Source organism: Sphingobium sp. WCS2017Hpa-17 (genome assembly GCF_031843765.1).
GTDB lineage: Bacteria > Pseudomonadota > Alphaproteobacteria > Sphingomonadales > Sphingomonadaceae > Sphingobium.
In genome coordinates this window covers 16,270-31,365 of the sequence record NZ_JAVTIV010000034.1, presented here as the reverse complement: position 1 = coordinate 31,365, position 15,096 = coordinate 16,270, and the positions used below count along the sequence as shown (strand labels likewise).

General features: G+C 61.0%; 24 protein-coding genes. All 24 read left to right on the top strand.

What is annotated here, in order from left to right:
* Positions 1-155: DUF2312 domain-containing protein (locus RQH62_RS23430; protein WP_311271061.1), on the top strand; the 155-nt coding region annotated here is incomplete at its 5' end.
* A gap of 3 nt (positions 156-158) precedes the next feature.
* Positions 159-509, top strand: coding sequence for a DUF1064 domain-containing protein (locus tag RQH62_RS23425; RefSeq protein ID WP_311271060.1), 351 nt, complete (start codon positions 159-161; stop codon positions 507-509).
* On the top strand, positions 506-766 hold the full coding sequence (locus RQH62_RS23420) for a helix-turn-helix domain-containing protein (RefSeq protein ID WP_311271059.1): 261 nt from the start codon (positions 506-508) through the stop codon (positions 764-766). The genes RQH62_RS23425 and RQH62_RS23420 overlap by 4 nt, the downstream gene beginning before the upstream one ends.
* Positions 763-1,686 carry a hypothetical protein gene (locus RQH62_RS23415; RefSeq protein ID WP_311271058.1) on the top strand — a complete coding sequence of 308 codons (924 nt, stop codon included), beginning with the start codon at positions 763-765 and terminating at the stop codon, positions 1,684-1,686. The genes RQH62_RS23420 and RQH62_RS23415 overlap by 4 nt, the downstream gene beginning before the upstream one ends.
* Positions 1,687-1,798: 112 nt before the next feature.
* The gene (locus RQH62_RS23410) at positions 1,799-2,203 is read left to right on the top strand and encodes a hypothetical protein (protein WP_311271057.1); all 405 of its coding nucleotides are present in this window, start codon (positions 1,799-1,801) and stop codon (positions 2,201-2,203) included.
* A gap of 40 nt (positions 2,204-2,243) precedes the next feature.
* Positions 2,244-2,456 carry a hypothetical protein gene (locus RQH62_RS23405; protein WP_311271056.1) on the top strand — a complete coding sequence of 71 codons (213 nt, stop codon included), beginning with the start codon at positions 2,244-2,246 and terminating at the stop codon, positions 2,454-2,456.
* Positions 2,453-2,617: a hypothetical protein gene (locus RQH62_RS23400; RefSeq protein ID WP_311271055.1), complete on the top strand. Its 165-nt coding sequence runs from the start codon at positions 2,453-2,455 to the stop codon at positions 2,615-2,617. Before RQH62_RS23405 ends, RQH62_RS23400 begins: the two co-directional genes overlap by 4 nt.
* 59 nt (positions 2,618-2,676) lie before the next feature.
* Positions 2,677-3,084 carry a terminase small subunit gene (locus RQH62_RS23395; protein ID WP_311271054.1) on the top strand — a complete coding sequence of 136 codons (408 nt, stop codon included), beginning with the start codon at positions 2,677-2,679 and terminating at the stop codon, positions 3,082-3,084.
* Positions 3,084-4,475: a PBSX family phage terminase large subunit gene (locus tag RQH62_RS23390; protein ID WP_311271053.1), complete on the top strand. Its 1,392-nt coding sequence runs from the start codon at positions 3,084-3,086 to the stop codon at positions 4,473-4,475. The genes RQH62_RS23395 and RQH62_RS23390 overlap by 1 nt, the downstream gene beginning before the upstream one ends.
* A gap of 44 nt (positions 4,476-4,519) precedes the next feature.
* Positions 4,520-5,911 (top strand): anti-CBASS protein Acb1 family protein, encoded by a 1,392-nt coding sequence (locus RQH62_RS23385; RefSeq protein WP_311271052.1) that lies wholly within the window; start codon positions 4,520-4,522, stop codon positions 5,909-5,911.
* A gap of 119 nt (positions 5,912-6,030) precedes the next feature.
* The gene (locus RQH62_RS23380; RefSeq protein WP_311271051.1) at positions 6,031-7,074 is read left to right on the top strand and encodes a hypothetical protein; all 1,044 of its coding nucleotides are present in this window, start codon (positions 6,031-6,033) and stop codon (positions 7,072-7,074) included.
* Between the two features lie 5 nt (positions 7,075-7,079).
* A complete protein-coding gene (locus RQH62_RS23375) occupies positions 7,080-7,529 on the top strand; it encodes a hypothetical protein (RefSeq protein WP_311271050.1) in 450 nt (149 codons plus the stop codon).
* Positions 7,530-7,541: 12 nt separating this feature from the next.
* Entirely contained in the window at positions 7,542-8,573 is a 1,032-nt protein-coding gene (locus tag RQH62_RS23370; RefSeq protein WP_311271049.1) for a major capsid protein, read from the top strand.
* Between the two features lie 14 nt (positions 8,574-8,587).
* Positions 8,588-9,136: a hypothetical protein gene (locus RQH62_RS23365; RefSeq protein ID WP_311271048.1), complete on the top strand. Its 549-nt coding sequence runs from the start codon at positions 8,588-8,590 to the stop codon at positions 9,134-9,136.
* Between the two features lie 24 nt (positions 9,137-9,160).
* Positions 9,161-9,928 carry a hypothetical protein gene (locus RQH62_RS23360; protein WP_311271047.1) on the top strand — a complete coding sequence of 256 codons (768 nt, stop codon included), beginning with the start codon at positions 9,161-9,163 and terminating at the stop codon, positions 9,926-9,928.
* Between the two features lie 9 nt (positions 9,929-9,937).
* On the top strand, positions 9,938-10,483 hold the full coding sequence (locus RQH62_RS23355; RefSeq protein ID WP_311271046.1) for a hypothetical protein: 546 nt from the start codon (positions 9,938-9,940) through the stop codon (positions 10,481-10,483).
* A complete protein-coding gene (locus tag RQH62_RS23350; RefSeq protein ID WP_311271045.1) occupies positions 10,456-10,980 on the top strand; it encodes a DnaT-like ssDNA-binding protein in 525 nt (174 codons plus the stop codon). The genes RQH62_RS23355 and RQH62_RS23350 overlap by 28 nt, the downstream gene beginning before the upstream one ends.
* A complete protein-coding gene (locus RQH62_RS23345; RefSeq protein ID WP_311271044.1) occupies positions 10,980-11,390 on the top strand; it encodes a hypothetical protein in 411 nt (136 codons plus the stop codon). The genes RQH62_RS23350 and RQH62_RS23345 overlap by 1 nt, the downstream gene beginning before the upstream one ends.
* The gene (locus RQH62_RS23340; RefSeq protein ID WP_311271043.1) at positions 11,387-12,607 is read left to right on the top strand and encodes a hypothetical protein; all 1,221 of its coding nucleotides are present in this window, start codon (positions 11,387-11,389) and stop codon (positions 12,605-12,607) included. The genes RQH62_RS23345 and RQH62_RS23340 overlap by 4 nt, the downstream gene beginning before the upstream one ends.
* 13 nt (positions 12,608-12,620) lie before the next feature.
* Entirely contained in the window at positions 12,621-12,809 is a 189-nt protein-coding gene (locus RQH62_RS23335; RefSeq protein WP_311271042.1) for a hypothetical protein, read from the top strand.
* Entirely contained in the window at positions 12,810-13,247 is a 438-nt protein-coding gene (locus RQH62_RS23330; protein WP_311271041.1) for a hypothetical protein, read from the top strand.
* The gene (locus RQH62_RS23325; protein ID WP_311271040.1) at positions 13,247-13,687 is read left to right on the top strand and encodes a phage tail terminator-like protein; all 441 of its coding nucleotides are present in this window, start codon (positions 13,247-13,249) and stop codon (positions 13,685-13,687) included. The genes RQH62_RS23330 and RQH62_RS23325 overlap by 1 nt, the downstream gene beginning before the upstream one ends.
* Before the next feature lie 111 nt (positions 13,688-13,798).
* Entirely contained in the window at positions 13,799-14,530 is a 732-nt protein-coding gene (locus RQH62_RS23320) for a hypothetical protein (RefSeq protein WP_311271039.1), read from the top strand.
* A 70-nt stretch (positions 14,531-14,600) separates the two neighbouring features.
* Positions 14,601-15,038, top strand: coding sequence for a hypothetical protein (locus RQH62_RS23315; protein WP_311271038.1), 438 nt, complete (start codon positions 14,601-14,603; stop codon positions 15,036-15,038).
* Positions 15,039-15,096 lie beyond the last annotated feature (58 nt).

Below are 15,096 nucleotides of genomic sequence, written 5' to 3'. Positions count from 1 at the left end.
ACGATATCAAGGACGTCTATCTGGAAGCTAAGGCCAACGGTTACGACGCCGGGATCATGCGTCAGATTATCAAGCTGCGGAAGATGCAGCCGCACGATCGGCAGGAAATGGAGCATATCCTCCAGACGTACCTTTCCGCGCTGGGGATGGAATAACCCATGCGCCGCAGCGTTCAGGCTCTCGGTCGCCTCAAGGTCGGCGCGCAGAACAAGACGGAAGCCTCCTATGAGGCGACCGTGCTGCGCCCTGCCCTAATGGCTGGTGATATCGCTTGGTATCGCTTTGAGGGCCTGAAGCTGCGCCTCGCTGATAACACGTTCTACACGCCGGACTATGCCGTCATGCGTCGCGACGGACTGATGGAGGTCCATGAGGTCAAGGGCTTCTGGACTGACGACGCCCGCGTGAAGATCAAGGTCGCGGCTGAGCAATATCCCTTTCGATTTATCGCTGTTCGCGCGCTGGCCAAAAAGGCTGGCGGCGGTTGGCAAACAGAGGTGTTCGAGTGACATCCCCTCTCATCATCGAACGCGCCGCCGAAATCAGCGGTTACCCGGTGTCCATCCTGCGCGGCCCGGCTCGCGATCGCCCCATCTGCATGGTGCGCTGGGCTATCATGGCGGCCCTTCGCGCACGCGGGCTTTCGCTCGCCACCATCGGGCGGCTGCTGAACCGGCACCATACCAGCGTCATCAGTGGACTGGAGCGCATCGAGAGGCTGCGCCGCGATCCATCCTTCGCCAGCCTTGTGGAGGCTATTGCTTGAGCGGTTATTACCTCATGGCCCGTGGATGGCAGGATAATCCGATCTTCGGGCGCGAGGAATATTCTCGTCGCGATGCGTGGGTGTGGATGATCGAGCAGGCCGCCCATACAGAGCGCAAAGTCGGTATCGCCGGAAAGACGTTCACTCTCCAGCGTGGCCAGTTCTCGTCCTCGCTTCGCTATATGGCGAAGGCCTGGGGATGGGATGAAGCGAAGGTGCGTCGGTTTCTTTCGCGCGCAAAGAACGAGAACATGATCGACGCAGCAACCGACGCAGGACAGACGGTAATAACCATCTGTAATTACGACGTTTATCAGGCTCCTTCGCGCAATGGCGACGCAGGCACCGACGCAGCAACGACGCGGCGGCGACGCGGCAACGACGCAAATAAGAAAGAAGGAAATGAATTAAGTAATGGAGATAACCCCCCTACCCCCCTGGCGGGGGGAGAATGCGGGGAAATCATTTCTCATTGGAATGAAATGGCTGACCGCACGAAGTTGGCCAAGGTCGAGACTTTTGCCACCGATCGGCGCCGCAAACTGGAAGCCCGTTTGAAAGAGCATGGCAAGGGCCGGGTAATAGCCGCGATCGATGCTGTGGGCGCTTCACCGCTATGCCATGGCGACAATGATCGCGGCTGGTACGCGACATTCGATTTCATTCTCCAGCCCAAGTCATTCGCCAAGCTGTTGGAGGGTGCATACGGCCCCAGACCTTGCGAGGGGAAACCATCTGCAAAACCCAGCATCGCCGGTGGAAGCCTGTTCGACCAGCTTCGGGAAGGCAAGATCACGGAGGCTGAGTTCCATGCTCAGCGGGCCAAGCTGGCCCAGACCGAGAAACCGCCACCGCGTCGCGACAAGCCGCAAACGGGCTCGATCGCTCAGTTTATCCCAAGAATTGCAGGTGCCGCATGAAGAAAATCCGCGAAATCGAATGTCTCTGCGGCGCCCGCGAGCGCGACGAGGGGCAAGCGCGGCCGAGGAAGTGCTGGTCGTGTGGCCACAACACCATGGGGGAGTTTCCACGATGAACATCGCCTCCACTTCTGACATCGCCGTCGCAAAGATCCTCGGATCGCTGGCCGACGAATTCACGCGCCGGGCTTTGGTGAACGAGCCGCGCTTCGACGCCCGCCTGCTCGTATTCGAGGCCAGAGAGCGCAGCAACAATCCCGACCTGCGCCACCTTCGCGAAGAGGCGTGGAACATGCTGCTGGACCTGTATCTGGCCACCCGCGCGCCCAGCGTGTCGAGCCTCTGCCTGGCCTCGCTGGGGCCGTACACAACCGCGCTCAAACACATCGAGATATTGGTGAACTCAGGACTTGCTGAGCGCGTCGGTCACATCCGCGACCGGCGCAAGGTGCTGGTTTCGATATCCAACAAGGGCCGCGAAATCATGGACCGGCATTTTGAGAGGTTGGGGCGGTGAGCATGACCAACATCGCGCAATCTTACTGGAGGGTGATCGGGTGAGTGAGATCGAGCATATCGACAAGTACCAGATGTCCGAGCTGATCGGAGTGCCGCCGCGCGCGATATGCCGCTGGCTGCGTGCCAAGGTGCCGATCCCGCATGTCGGCACCGGGCATCAGGTGACGTTTCCAAAAGTCGACGCCATCGCGTGGATGGTCGAGCATGTGCCGCTGGTTCGGCCACGACTGGAAGAGCGGGGGCTGGTGTGACCGAGATCAGCGACCATGCTGTCCTGCGATATCTGGAGCGGGTGAAGGGCATCGACATCGCCGCGATCCGCGCTGAGATGGATTGTCCGGCGCTGGCGACTGCCGATGAGTTCGGTTGCCCGGTCGTGATCGGTAAGCATGGGGGAGCGCATGGTTATTAGGGATGGGATTGTTGTGACGGTGATTGCCAAGGCTCGGCTTGTGGGGAGGACTATTCATCATGGGTGATCTCACTCCGAAGCAGGAAAAGTTCTGCCAGCTGTATGTCGAGCTTGGCAACGCCTCAGAGGCCTACCGCCAGTCCTACAGCGCTGAGCGGATGAAGGCGCCGACGATCAACGTGAAGGCGTCGCAGTTGCTTGCCCAGGATAAGATTTCGGTAAGGGTCGCTGAACTGAAGGCGTCCCACGCTGAGCGGCACAACATGACGGTTGATGACATCGCCAAGCTGCTCAAGGAGGATCGCGACTTTGCTCGGAAGTGTGAGACGCCGGCTGCCGCTGTCAGTGCGACGATGGGCCTAGCGAAGTTGTATGGCCATCTGCGGGAGAAGGTTGAACATACCAGTCCAGATGGCAGCATGTCGCCAAAGGGCCGCACTCTGGACGATTTCTACAGCGCCGAATAATGTTTCAACTCAACCCGAACCTGCGGTCATTCTGGAAGACGCGGAAGCCCTACAAGCTACTCAAGGGCGGACGCTTCTCGTCCAAGACGCAAGACGCGGGCGGCATGGCGGCTTTTTTGGCTCGCAATTACTCGCTTAAATTCATGTGCATCCGGCAGTTTCAAAACCGCATCACGGACAGCGTTTACACCGTCATCAAAGAGAAGATCATCGCCGCTGGATGGGAGAGCGAGTTCGACATAGGCGTGTCTTCGATCAAGCACCGCGGAACCGGCTCTGAGTTTCTGTTTTACGGTATCGCGCGCAACATCGCTGACATTAAGGGGACTGAGGGCGTCGATATATGCTGGATCGAGGAAGGTGAAGGCCTGACCGAAGACCAGTGGGCGATCATTGACCCTACCATCCGTAAGGAAGGGGCTGAGATATGGATCTTGTGGAACCCCTATTCCCAGACGGACTTCGTCCAGACGAAGCTACCTGAATTGCTGGGTGATGCCTGCATTATCCGCCACATCAACTACGACGAAAACCCATTCCTTTCCGCGACGGCGCGAGAAAAAGCCGAACGCCTCAAGTTGGTCGACGAGGATTCCTACAACCACATCTATCTTGGCCGCGCCCTATCCAGTGACGAAATGTCCATCATCAAGGGCAAGTGGTTCGACGCCTCCATAGACGCCCATATCCTTATCCCCGACTTCCCCAAAGGTGGCGGCAAGATCGGTGGAATGGACATTTCAGGCGGCATAGAGGGCGACATTATTGCACCCAAGGCCAACGATCCGAACGCGCTGGCCTGGCGCTATGGCTGCGTTCTGATGGATTTGCGGGAATGGCAGGACGAGAACCCGAACGCCGCCGCGGCATACGCGCACCCGATCCTGCTTAAGGAAGGTGTTGATACGCTCAACATCGATGACATCGGCGTGGGGGCGTCTGTGCCGGCTGAGTTCAGAAGGTTGCATAAGGAGGCGCGCGCCAAGGCCCCTGCCTTGCGGGATTTCTCCTTCAAGGGTTGGACTGCCTCTGAAGGCCCGGTCATGGCCGATCGAGAATATGAGCTGGGCAAGACGCATGGCGATATGTGGCTCAACCTCAAGGCGCAGGGCTGGGGGACGCTGGCCGATCGGTTCTATAATACGTGGCTGGCTAAGAACGGACTTCCCCACGACCGGGAGAAGATGATCTCCGTCCCATCCAGCCTCCCGTTGCGCGAAAAGCTGAAGGGTGAGCTGACTGGCCCACGGAAGGAGATTGTCAACGGCAAGCAGAAGACCGAGGGCAAGAAGGCGCTCAAGAAGCGGGGCATATCATCGCACAACCTCGCTGACTCGGTGGTCATGGCGTTTGCAATCGAGGATGCTGGCAAATCTGGCTGGTTCCTGTAAGCAACATCATTGCGATTAATTGCGCCATGAAGTAACTATCTTACATGACCGGGCAATCATCGTTCGTAGCTAATGCATATTCGCACCGTCGCGCGCGCGCCTCAAGGCTGGCTGCGTGGGGCTATAGCCCGAACACGAAACACGATTACCGTGATGATTACGGTTGGCCCGAAACGCTGACGTTCGATGATTTCTACCGCATGTATTCGCGGTCAGGGCTCGCCAAGGCCGCCATCGACAAGACCGTCGATAAGACATGGGAGACTATGCCAGCGCTTTGGGAGAGCGAGAAGCCTGGCGACACCGCAGACGAAAAGGCGATCGCCAAGCACTTCGCCAAGCGCAAAATATGGCGCTCGCTGATGGACACCGATCGCCGGTCGATGGTCGGCGCATATGCTGGTGCCATCATCCTCCTGCGCGATGGTCAAAAGCTGGACCAGCCCGTTACCGCGCTTCGCAAAGGTATAGAGACGCTGGCGGGAATTATCCCGGCGTGGGAGGGGCAGCTCGACGTTGCCGAATGGGACATCACCGAAGGCAGCGACACGTATGGCGAGCCTCTATTCTTCCATTTCAACGAGCAGGCTGTTGGTGACGCCAAGAACACAAAGCTGAACCAGACGCGCATTCACCGCGATCGCGTAATCATCTGGTCCGACGACGGCACGGTCAATTGCTCGTCGGCGTTGGAGGCCGGGTTCAACGATGTCTCCGATGCCGAAAAGATTAAGGGCGCGGGCGGCGAAGGTTTCTGGAAGTCGGCTCGCGGCGCGCCTGTCGTTGAATCGAAGGAGGGTGTTACCCTTGAAGACATGATGCGCGGCATGGGCGCGGCATCTGCTGATGAGGTCCGTGACAAGCTGAATGAGAAGGCTGACGACTTCAACGCAGGCTTTGATAAATTCCTGATGATGGGCGGATTTACGGTCAAGCCGTTGAGCATCGCCCTGCCCCAGCCCAAGGAGTTCTGGGAGCCATGTGTCCAGTCCTTCGCTGCATCCCTATCGATGCCATTCAAGGAATTGATCGGCAACATCACCGGTGAGCGCGCCAGCACGGAGGACGCGGCGGGTTGGGCGCGTACCTGCATGGGCCGCCGTGAAAACCGCGTGATGCCATTGATACAAGAGTTGGTTGATCGCCTCGTTCGCTGGACCATCCTGCCCGCCAAGGATTGGGTGGTAGGCTGGACCAGCCTGCTTGAAGCCTCCCCGGACGATAAGCTGGACCGCGCTTCCAAGATGAGCGCCATCAACGCGCAATCGGGCGATGAGCCTGTCTTCCTCCCCGACGAGATCCGCGACGAAGCCGGGTTCAAGTCCGCCGACGAAATCGAAGGCTGGGACGAGTTCATGCGCGAGCGTGAGGAGCGCAAGCGGCAAGAGGCTGAGGACGCGCAGACCGAAACCATCCCTGAAGAGGTGCAGCCATGACCCATCAAGTCCGCGTCAACGTCTCCACGCTGGTCAATGCCAGCAAGATCCGCCGCGAAAAGCGCGATGGGCGGGATGTGATTATCGTGCCGTCTGCGACGCTACCCGACAATGTGGTCATGAACGGCAAGGGTAACGGCCCGTCGAAAGGCGCCATCATGTATCCGGCTGACGAGATCGAGAAAGCCTATCGTGCCTTGGAAGGCTCCCCGGCCCCACTTGGCCATCCAGTCGTCAATGGCAAGTTTGTCTTGGCGCGCAGCCCGGAAGGGTTGGCCCGCTCCTATGTCGGCGCGCACAATGAGAACGTCCGCCGCGAGAATGGCCGCGTCCTGCTCGACAAGGTGATCGATGTTCAGGTGGCGAACCAGTCGCAGGGCGGTCGCGACCTGCTCGCCGCGATCGACAAGCAGGAGCCGATCCACACCAGCACCGGCGTCATGGCGATGCTGGAGAAGGCGGGCGATGGCCTGCCTCACAACTTCGTCGCTCGCAACCTCCTGCTGGAGCATGACGCGATCCTGCTCAACGAGGCTGGAGCCGCAGGCCCTGAGCAGGGCGTGGGCATCTTCGTCAACGCCGCTGGCGATGAAATCGAGGTCATCAACTCCGCGCTGGACGAGGAGATTGACCGCGATCTGGACTGGTCGATTGACAGTATGTTGCGTGCTGTTGAAAGAAAAGAACGTCAACCATTGATTGAACGCATTAAAAGTTTTATCACTGAGCTTGTTCAGGGCGGCCCGACGCCCGAAACCATCACGGGCAATGCCCTGAACAAAGACGAGGCACCAATGGATAAGGCGCAGTACGACGCACTTCTGGCGAAGGTGGAAACCATCGCTAACGCCGCCCCCGGTATCACCGAAGAGAAGGTTGGCGAGATCGTCGCCAATGCGCTCAAACCGGTGACTGACTTCATGGAGGCTCAGACCAAGGCAGCCAAGGACAAGGAAGAAGCGGAACACGCGGTTCTGGTCAATCAGGCCGTCGAAGCTGGCGTGCTGGCCGAAGATGTCGCCAAGGTGACGCCCGCCGTCGCGCTGACCGCGCTGCTGGAAAAGGCGAAGTCGCCTGCCCCGGCCTTCCGGGTCAACGCCGCCTTCAAGGGCAAGGGCGCCGAAAGCAACGACCGCTCCGCTCTCGCGCCCAAAGGGGACTGATCGCCATGGCACGCTACAACAAAATCTTTCTCGGCCCCGTCGACCAGAACAAGCCGCAGGTGCAGGAGCGCATTTGCGCTGCCGCCGTCCTGCCCGGCACGGCGTTGATCGAAAGCGGCGCGAACTTCGCGCAGGCCGGCGCTGCTGCTGCCACGAAGGTCTACATCGCGCAGGACGATTATCTGGCGCTCAAGGATGTGGACACCGCGTGGCCTGCTGGCGACCGCGTTGTCGGCATGGAGCCGCTGGACGAGTTGTTCTTCGCCTGCCGCGTCCCGACCGGCAACAACATCGCTCGCGGCGGCAATCTGACCACGAACGCCGCTGGCAAATTCGTCCCCGCGACGACTGGCCAGCGCGTCATCATGATCGCCGAAGAGACTTACAACAACACCTCCGGGGCGGACCAGCTTGTCCGTGCGCGCAAGGCGCAGCCCGGCATGGTTCAGGCATAAGGGGGTCGTTCAATGCGTTACTTCGATCAGGCTCTCATCGCCGAAAATCCCCGCCAGCATGGCCTCTGGTTCGATGAACTGAATGAGGACCGTGACTATTTTCACGCCAACGAAGATGTGATGCTCGGCAATGCTGCCGCTGTCCTCCCGCGCGATGCCTGGTTAGACATGGACAACATCACCCGCCGCGTCATGCGCTCGGATGAAGGTCAAGTCTGGATGGCCGACCTGATGCCGCTGGCCAAGCCGGTGAACATCGGCAAGCTGGTCCACCTGAACCGCGTTTCGTCGGATGCGGGCGTGGTTCTGCGCAGCATGTCGGGTCAGGTTCCGGTCCCCATGGACAAGGTGGTCTATGACTATCGTGGCACAGTCGTCCCGATGTTCCACACCGCCTATGGTCGCGAATGGCGCGAATGGAACAGTCTCCAGTCGGAGAATTTCGACGCGCTGGCGGACGATCAGGAAGCGCATACCGCGAAGATCAAGCGCGATATGGCCATGTATGCACTGAACGGCGACACCTCGATCGTATTCCAGGGCTATACTGGCTGGGGCATTCGCAACCACCCGCTGTCCAAGTCGATCAACATCGGTGCCGCCGGCGCCAATATCAACCTGACGACCGCCACGGCTGATCAGCTCGATTCGTTCTTCACCGGCCCGTTCGGCGCGATGCTGGATGCCAACCTGATCACCGGCAAGGTCAACATCTATATCTCGCCGGAAATCGCGCGGGCATGGGACAAGACCTATTCCGGGTCGGCAGGCTTCAAGGCCGGTACGGTGATGGACTTCCTGCGGACCAATCGCCGGATCAACAAGATCGAGGTGTCGTTTGAACTGAGCGGCAACGAGTTCTTCGGCTTCGTCCCCAGCGCGGATTATATCCGTCCGTTGATCGGTATGGCCGTCGCAACTACCGCGATCCCTCGCGACCGTCCGCGCGCGAACTATCAGTTCGACGTCGCTGGCGCGATGGGGCTGGAGATCCGCACCGACTATAACGGTCGCGGCGGCGTCTTCTACAGCATCAGCGTATAAGCGGAGGCTCTGACATGACCCAGGCCAAGGTAAAGACCATCCGCATCACGGGCGCCGGTATCTACGGCGCCCCGACCGAGGCGAACCCGACAGGCGAATATACCATCGGGCACGAAATCGAAACCGAGGGCGACCTGCCTCCGGGCTGGATCGGTCGTGCCGAAGTTGTGGGTGAGGAGCCGGACAATGCGGAATTCGTCACTGGCTCGGAAGGTGTGGACGCCGCCGCCATCCGCCAGGAAGTCGTGGACGAGGCCAACAAGCGGATTGCCGCCATGTTGGCCCAGCACACCACGGATCTGGCCGCCGCCAACGAGCGAGCCGACACGGCCGAAGCGCTGGTCGCCGAACTCCAAGCGAAGATCGACGCCTCCACCAAGGCCGCCGAAGCTGCTACCGCCGATGAGATCAAGTCGGCTGTCGGCCTGCTCGACGGCAAGACCGACGCGCACTGGACCAAGGCAGGGCTCCCAGCGGTGGAAGCCGTGGCCGAACTGACGGGCAAGACGGTGACACGTGAAGCCATCACTGAAGCTGCACCGGACGCCAAGCGCCCGGCGTAACCAGAACTGAACAGGAGCAAGGCCGTGGCCCTTCGACGTTTCATCTTGGCCGTCGCAGGTTTCGCGGCCTTCCTCGTTTCTCCGGTTGTCGCGCAGGTGACGGCGCCGACCTATTCAACAGCGACCGGCAACACGCTCAATGCGCAGGGCGTCGTCATCCTAAACCCTGACGGTAGCGCTGCTACCAGCGGCGGCACCGGCACCTCAGCCTCCCAGGTGCAGGGCAACGCTGCATCGGGCGCAGCCGATACCGGCAACCCGGTCAAGGTCGGCGGCGTCTACAATAGCACGCTTTCGCCTCTGACAGACGGCCAGCGTGGCAATCTGATGCAAGGTTCGCGCGGCTCGCTAAACGTAACTCTGATGCAAGCCGATAGCGTCAATCCGTTGGCGAATGTCGGTGACAATAGCGATGCTCAAACGACCGGATCGACTGCCCGCCTTCTCACTGTATCGCGCAATTACGTCTGGAACGGCAGCACATGGGACCGGGCCCCCGGCAGCACGGCGGGCGCGAATGTCGTCAGCAAAGGCGGCGCGTCTCTCAACACCGGGCAAGTCAGCGTCACCACATCCTCTACGCTGGTCGCAGCCGCCCGCACCGGTCGGAACAAGATCACGATGAGTGTCGGCGCTGCCAATACTTGCGCATTCGGCAATACCGGCGTCACGACCACGACAGGCTTCCCGCTGGCTCCGACCGTTGGCGCATCCCTCACACTGGATACCGCAGCCGCGATCTACGCCGTGTGCAGCGCCACCACGACCATCAGCTTCATCGAACAATATTGAGGTGCCGACATGCGCTATCTGCTGTTCCTTGCCGCGATCGTAGCTTCCCCTGTCTTCGGTCAGGTCGCCTATCCCCCGGCTGACACCAGCAACCTCGCCACCAAGTCCGAGGTGCAGGCCGCCGATAGCAAGGCCAGTGCTGCGCAGGCTGCTATCCCGCCCGCATGCCCAGTCGCGCCTTCGGGCGACACGCTGAACGGCACGATCGGCAGCGGTGTCAACTGCACACCGAAGCAGGACAGCACGCGCCCGACCTCTGTGCAGGCCGGCAACACCACTCTGGCGGCGAACTGCACGTTTTCCGTGTCTTTAGCCCGAGCGTTCACCAGCACATCCCCATTCGCCTATGCTGCGGTGGTCGACACAGCGAACAATCAGATGCCGTGCAAGATCCAGACGCGATCGGCCACCGCGTTCACTGGCATCTGCAACGCCGCACAGAACACCGTCCTATCGCTCTCGGTGGTGACGACTGGCCTGACGCTCTTGCCGTTTGGCACCACCTGCACCGCTGGCACGGCGGTCATGTGGGTAGCACGGGAGCCGACGCAGTAATGGCGGCCTATGGCGATGATGCAGGCTTTCAGGCCTGGCTTGACGAGCAGGGTTATGTGTTGCCCGGCACGGCCCCAGCGCTCGCGGTTCTGCGCTCGCGGGGAAGCGCCTATGTCGATGGCTACGAAGCGTTCTGGACCGGCTATCGCACCGGCGGAGTGATGCAGGAATTGGGGTGGCCACGCACCGGCGCGCGCGTCAACTGCGTTCAGGCGATTCCTGACGATGCTATCCCGCCTGCGGTGGTCAACGCCTCCTATCGCGCCGCATGGCTGGAAAGCTCTGCCCCCGGCACGCTCGCAGGCCCGGCCCCGACCCCCGGCGCGCGCGTGAAGCGTCAGAAGGTCGATGTGATCGAGCGCGAGTTTTTCGATGATGGGAAAGCGGAGGTTGGCGCAGGACCGGCGTTCATAGACAGCCAGATTGACGGTTGGCTGTCCGCCTTCATCTGCGATGACACGAAGGGCGCGGCGTTCCTGTGGACGCTGGGAAGCTGATGGGCGACTTTTATGACGACATGCGGGCTGTTGGGCGTGAACTGCTTGCCCCGACCAGCGCTGGCGGCCTTGGGCAAGGCGAGATTGCCATCACCCGCTATGTCGCTGGACCAGCGCCAGTCAATCCGTGGGACGCGCCATCACCCCCGACGCCGGAACGCATCCCGCTCGACGGTGCTGCACGCGGGGTCGGCAAGGAACTGGTAGGAACGCCGGTTGAGAATGGCGGCCAGATCGTAGCCACGGACTTGCTTGTCATCGTGGCCGTGCCGGAAAGCGGCTACAACGCCGATGATTACGAGCCTGCGGACGTGCTGGAAATCGATGGTGCGCCCGTTACCGTTATGTCGGTGAAGAATATCCCAGCGGCCGGCATCCCCTGCGCCATTCAGTTTGTGGCGCGCCAATGAGCGACGACCTCCAAGACCTGATCGACCAGCTTGAACCATTGCTGGCAGCGGTGTTCATTGCGGCCATCGCTACGCTGCGCGCCGGGATCGATTACCCCCGTCTCCTGATCGCTCTGCGCACCGGTGACGTCGATGCAGCGATAGATGCGCTCAATATCGAAAGCGGTGTGTTCAGCGGTTATGTGATGGAGCGGCAGGCAGCATTTGCCAAGGCTGGCGCGGTCGTGTCGGAATCGGTCACGAAAGATCGGGTGGCATTCTTCCGCCGCGAAACCCGCGATCCTTCTATTCGCGGGCCGGTGCTGGAGCCTGAAGCGCGTGGCCCAGGTCGGACGCCGCCCCCTGCCCCGCCATCCCTGTCGCTGGACGGTCCGACGCCGACCAACATCGTGTTCCGCTTCGACATGACCAACCCACGCGCTGAGGCGAAAATCCGCACAGAGGCCGCCGCGCGCATTACCGGATATGTCGATGAGCAGATAGAGACGGCGCGCAAGGTTATAGGCGACGGGTTCCAGCGCGGCGAAGGCCCGCAGACGATCGCCACTGCCATTGCCGGCAAGGTGAACCCGATCAGCGGGCGGCGTGAGGGCGGGATCATTGGCTTGTCCGGCGGCATTGATGCACGCACTGGTAAGCTGACTGGCCAGGCAAGCTATGTCGAGAACATGCGCGCCCGCCTCTTGTCCGGCGATCCAGACGAAATGCTCAAGGTGCTTGGGCGCTTCAAGGATGGGAAATGGGTCGAAGGCACCGGAATGACGCTGCGCGATCGGCGCTTTGACCGGTCCATCCAGAAGGCTATCCGCGATGTGGCGGCGGGCAAGGGTAACCCGCTCAGCGCCGCGAAGATTGAGGAAATGGTCGCCAAGTACAGCGACCGGCTGCTGGCCCGGCGCGCGGAGGATATTGCCCGCACAGAAACCGCAAGCGGCGTGGAAATGGCGCGCGCGGAGGCGACCAAGCAAGCGCTGGGCAAGGCCGGGCTCGACGATGCCGCTGTTACCAAGGGCTGGTATCATAGCCGGGGCCTTGATCACGCCCGCGATACCCATGTCGCAATGCACGGCAAGGAAGTCACGGGCATCGACACGCCGTTCCACCTCCCTGATGGCTCTGTCATGCTCTACCCGCATGATCCTGCGGGAGGTGTAAAAAACAACGTAAATTGCGGATGTCGCGGCGACCAGACGATTGATTGGGCCTTCGGGCTGTAGCAGGAGAAGAAACATGAGCTGCAAAGACTGCGCGGAGAAGCGCAAGCGTCTGCGGGACGCGATCATGCATGGCAAAATGGCCGAGGCATTGGACGTGACCGTGGAAGGCCTGCGCGCGATGATCGGAATCGACGCTGGGGCGGATCATCGCAAGGAAGTCGCCGAAAGCGCCAAGCCTGCGAAGGCTGTGAAAGGCGAGTAAATGGCCGGTGGCTGGCAGGGCGTCGATCCGGCAAAATGGGCCGCCAACCTGTCCACGAACGGGCTGACGGCCCTGCTGCGCAACAGCGTCCAGGCGCTGGCGAAGGAGGCTGGCAACACCATCCCGAACGGTGGTGCCGTGCCAGTGAAAACCGGCAACCTCGCCCGTTCGGTCGTGATCGACACGAGGCCGCCCCAGATCATCGATGTGCTGGCCACGCAGAAGGATTTCAGCTTGGGCGTGGCGGATATCAAGCCCGGCGATACCGTCTATATCGGATGGCAAGCAGCCTATTCCCGCCGCCTGAATTACGGGTTCGCTGGAGAGGACAGCCTTGGCCGCACATACAACCAAAGCGGCTACGGCTTTGCAGAGGCCGCAGCAGCCAAGTGGCCGCAGATCGTGCAGGAGCAGGCCGTGAAGATGAAGGGCAAGTGATGGCAACCGTGCCAACGATCGAGACAAGCGACTGGCTGGCGCTCAAGCAGCGCGTGGACACGCTCGCCCTCGATATCGCCATTCCGATTTATGAGCCGGGCGCGATCTTCACGCCGCCCAAGGACGCATCCGGCCCCCTCCCCTACATCTTGCTATCGGATGTGGCGAACGCGCCTGATCGCGGCGGACGGATCGACCCGTCTCTTCACGAACGCACCGGCACTCTGATGCTCACCCTGCAATGGCCGATCGCCAAGCCTGTCACGCACGCGCGTCTGAAAGAGTTGGGCGGTCAGATCGCCGCGCATTTTCCCGCCGACGCCTGCATGCCCTTCGGACGTTCGCGGTTGCGGGTGACGCAGGATAGCGCGGCGTTGGCTGCTTATGTGGATGGGGCCCATCGCGTAGTGGTGGTGCGGGTGTTCTGGTCCAGCACGTAGCGTTGATCTAATATTCCATAGCAACGCATCATTATTGCGCAAATGACATTCCCGTTGTAATGTTCCGTCAATTCGGAACCGCCCGGTCATGGGCAACGGGAGCGTGGCGCTATGAATCTCTACAAGATTGGGGGATCCAAGATTTTCATCGGGACGCGCGTTGCGCTCCCCACCGATCTTATTGTGGAACTGGCGGACTTCGTTCCGCAGGAGCCGGAATGGCTTCCGATCAATGGCTGGACCAATGCCGGCGCCCTTGGAGACGCTCGCGAAGCAATCACTCAGAATTTCATTGACGCGGATCGCACGCTGACCATCGGCGGCACAATGAACTCGGCAGAAATGCCGAACGTCTTTGCCCCGCTCCCCAATGATCCCGGCCAAATCCGGCTTCTTCAGGCGATGGCTGGCTGCGCCAATTATGCTTTCAAGGTCGAATGGGGCGCGGGCTGCGTATCGGAAAGCGTCGTCACCATCAGCGTTGCGTCTCCTGGCGTCATCACATGGCCCGGCGGCCACGCGCTTGAGCCGAATTCGCCAGTCGTGTTCACGCCTAACAGCGGCACTCTGCCCACTGGCCTTGTCGCTGGCACCGTCTACTATGTCCGCGAAGCCGGGCTGACGCCGACGACCTTCACCGTTTCCGCATCCCCCGGTGGCGCGGCAATTGCCACCACGGCAGCGGGCACGGCAACCACAATCACCGCCACCGCTTCGCCAGCCGGGCAGACTGACCTGTTCTATGGGCTGGCCATGTCGCGCGTGAAGAACGGCGGCGAGGCGAACACTGCTCAGATGCTCAACGCATCGATCAAGCCCAACACGAATATCATCGAGATCTAAACCAGCTAGGGGCGGCGGCTGTCGGGTCGGCCGTCGTCCTTGGACCCGAACGACCCGGTGAGAATGAAACATGGAAATCGGCAATCTCGACAAGCCTGTAGACCTCGCGCCCGGCGAATGGGTCGAGGAAATCCCTGCCCTCCCCGGCGTGCGCTTGCTGGTCCGCTCGACCAACTTCAAGCCGTATGAAACGGCGATCCAGGGCCTCGCCCGCCGCACCGGGAAGAAGCTCAGCACTGACGAAGGGATGGCGAAGTTCGGCATCGCTACCGGCAAGGTGCTGGCAGAGCATATCCTGCTCGATTGGGATTTGAGTAAGGCGGAAGACATCGCCGTCCTGACGACCAAAGGCAAGCCGCTGCCGTTTTCCAAGGAAAATGCGCTGTTGGTGCTGACTGCAGCCGACGAACATGGCGTCGGTAAGGCCTATCGCAACGGCGTCGAATGGGCGGGCGATCAGGTCGCTGACAAGGTTCGTGAGCGCGCAAAGGAAGCGGCGGGAAACTAACGGCGGCGCTGCGGTGGTGGTTCGACAATGGCGACGCCTACACCGCAGCGAAAGAGCA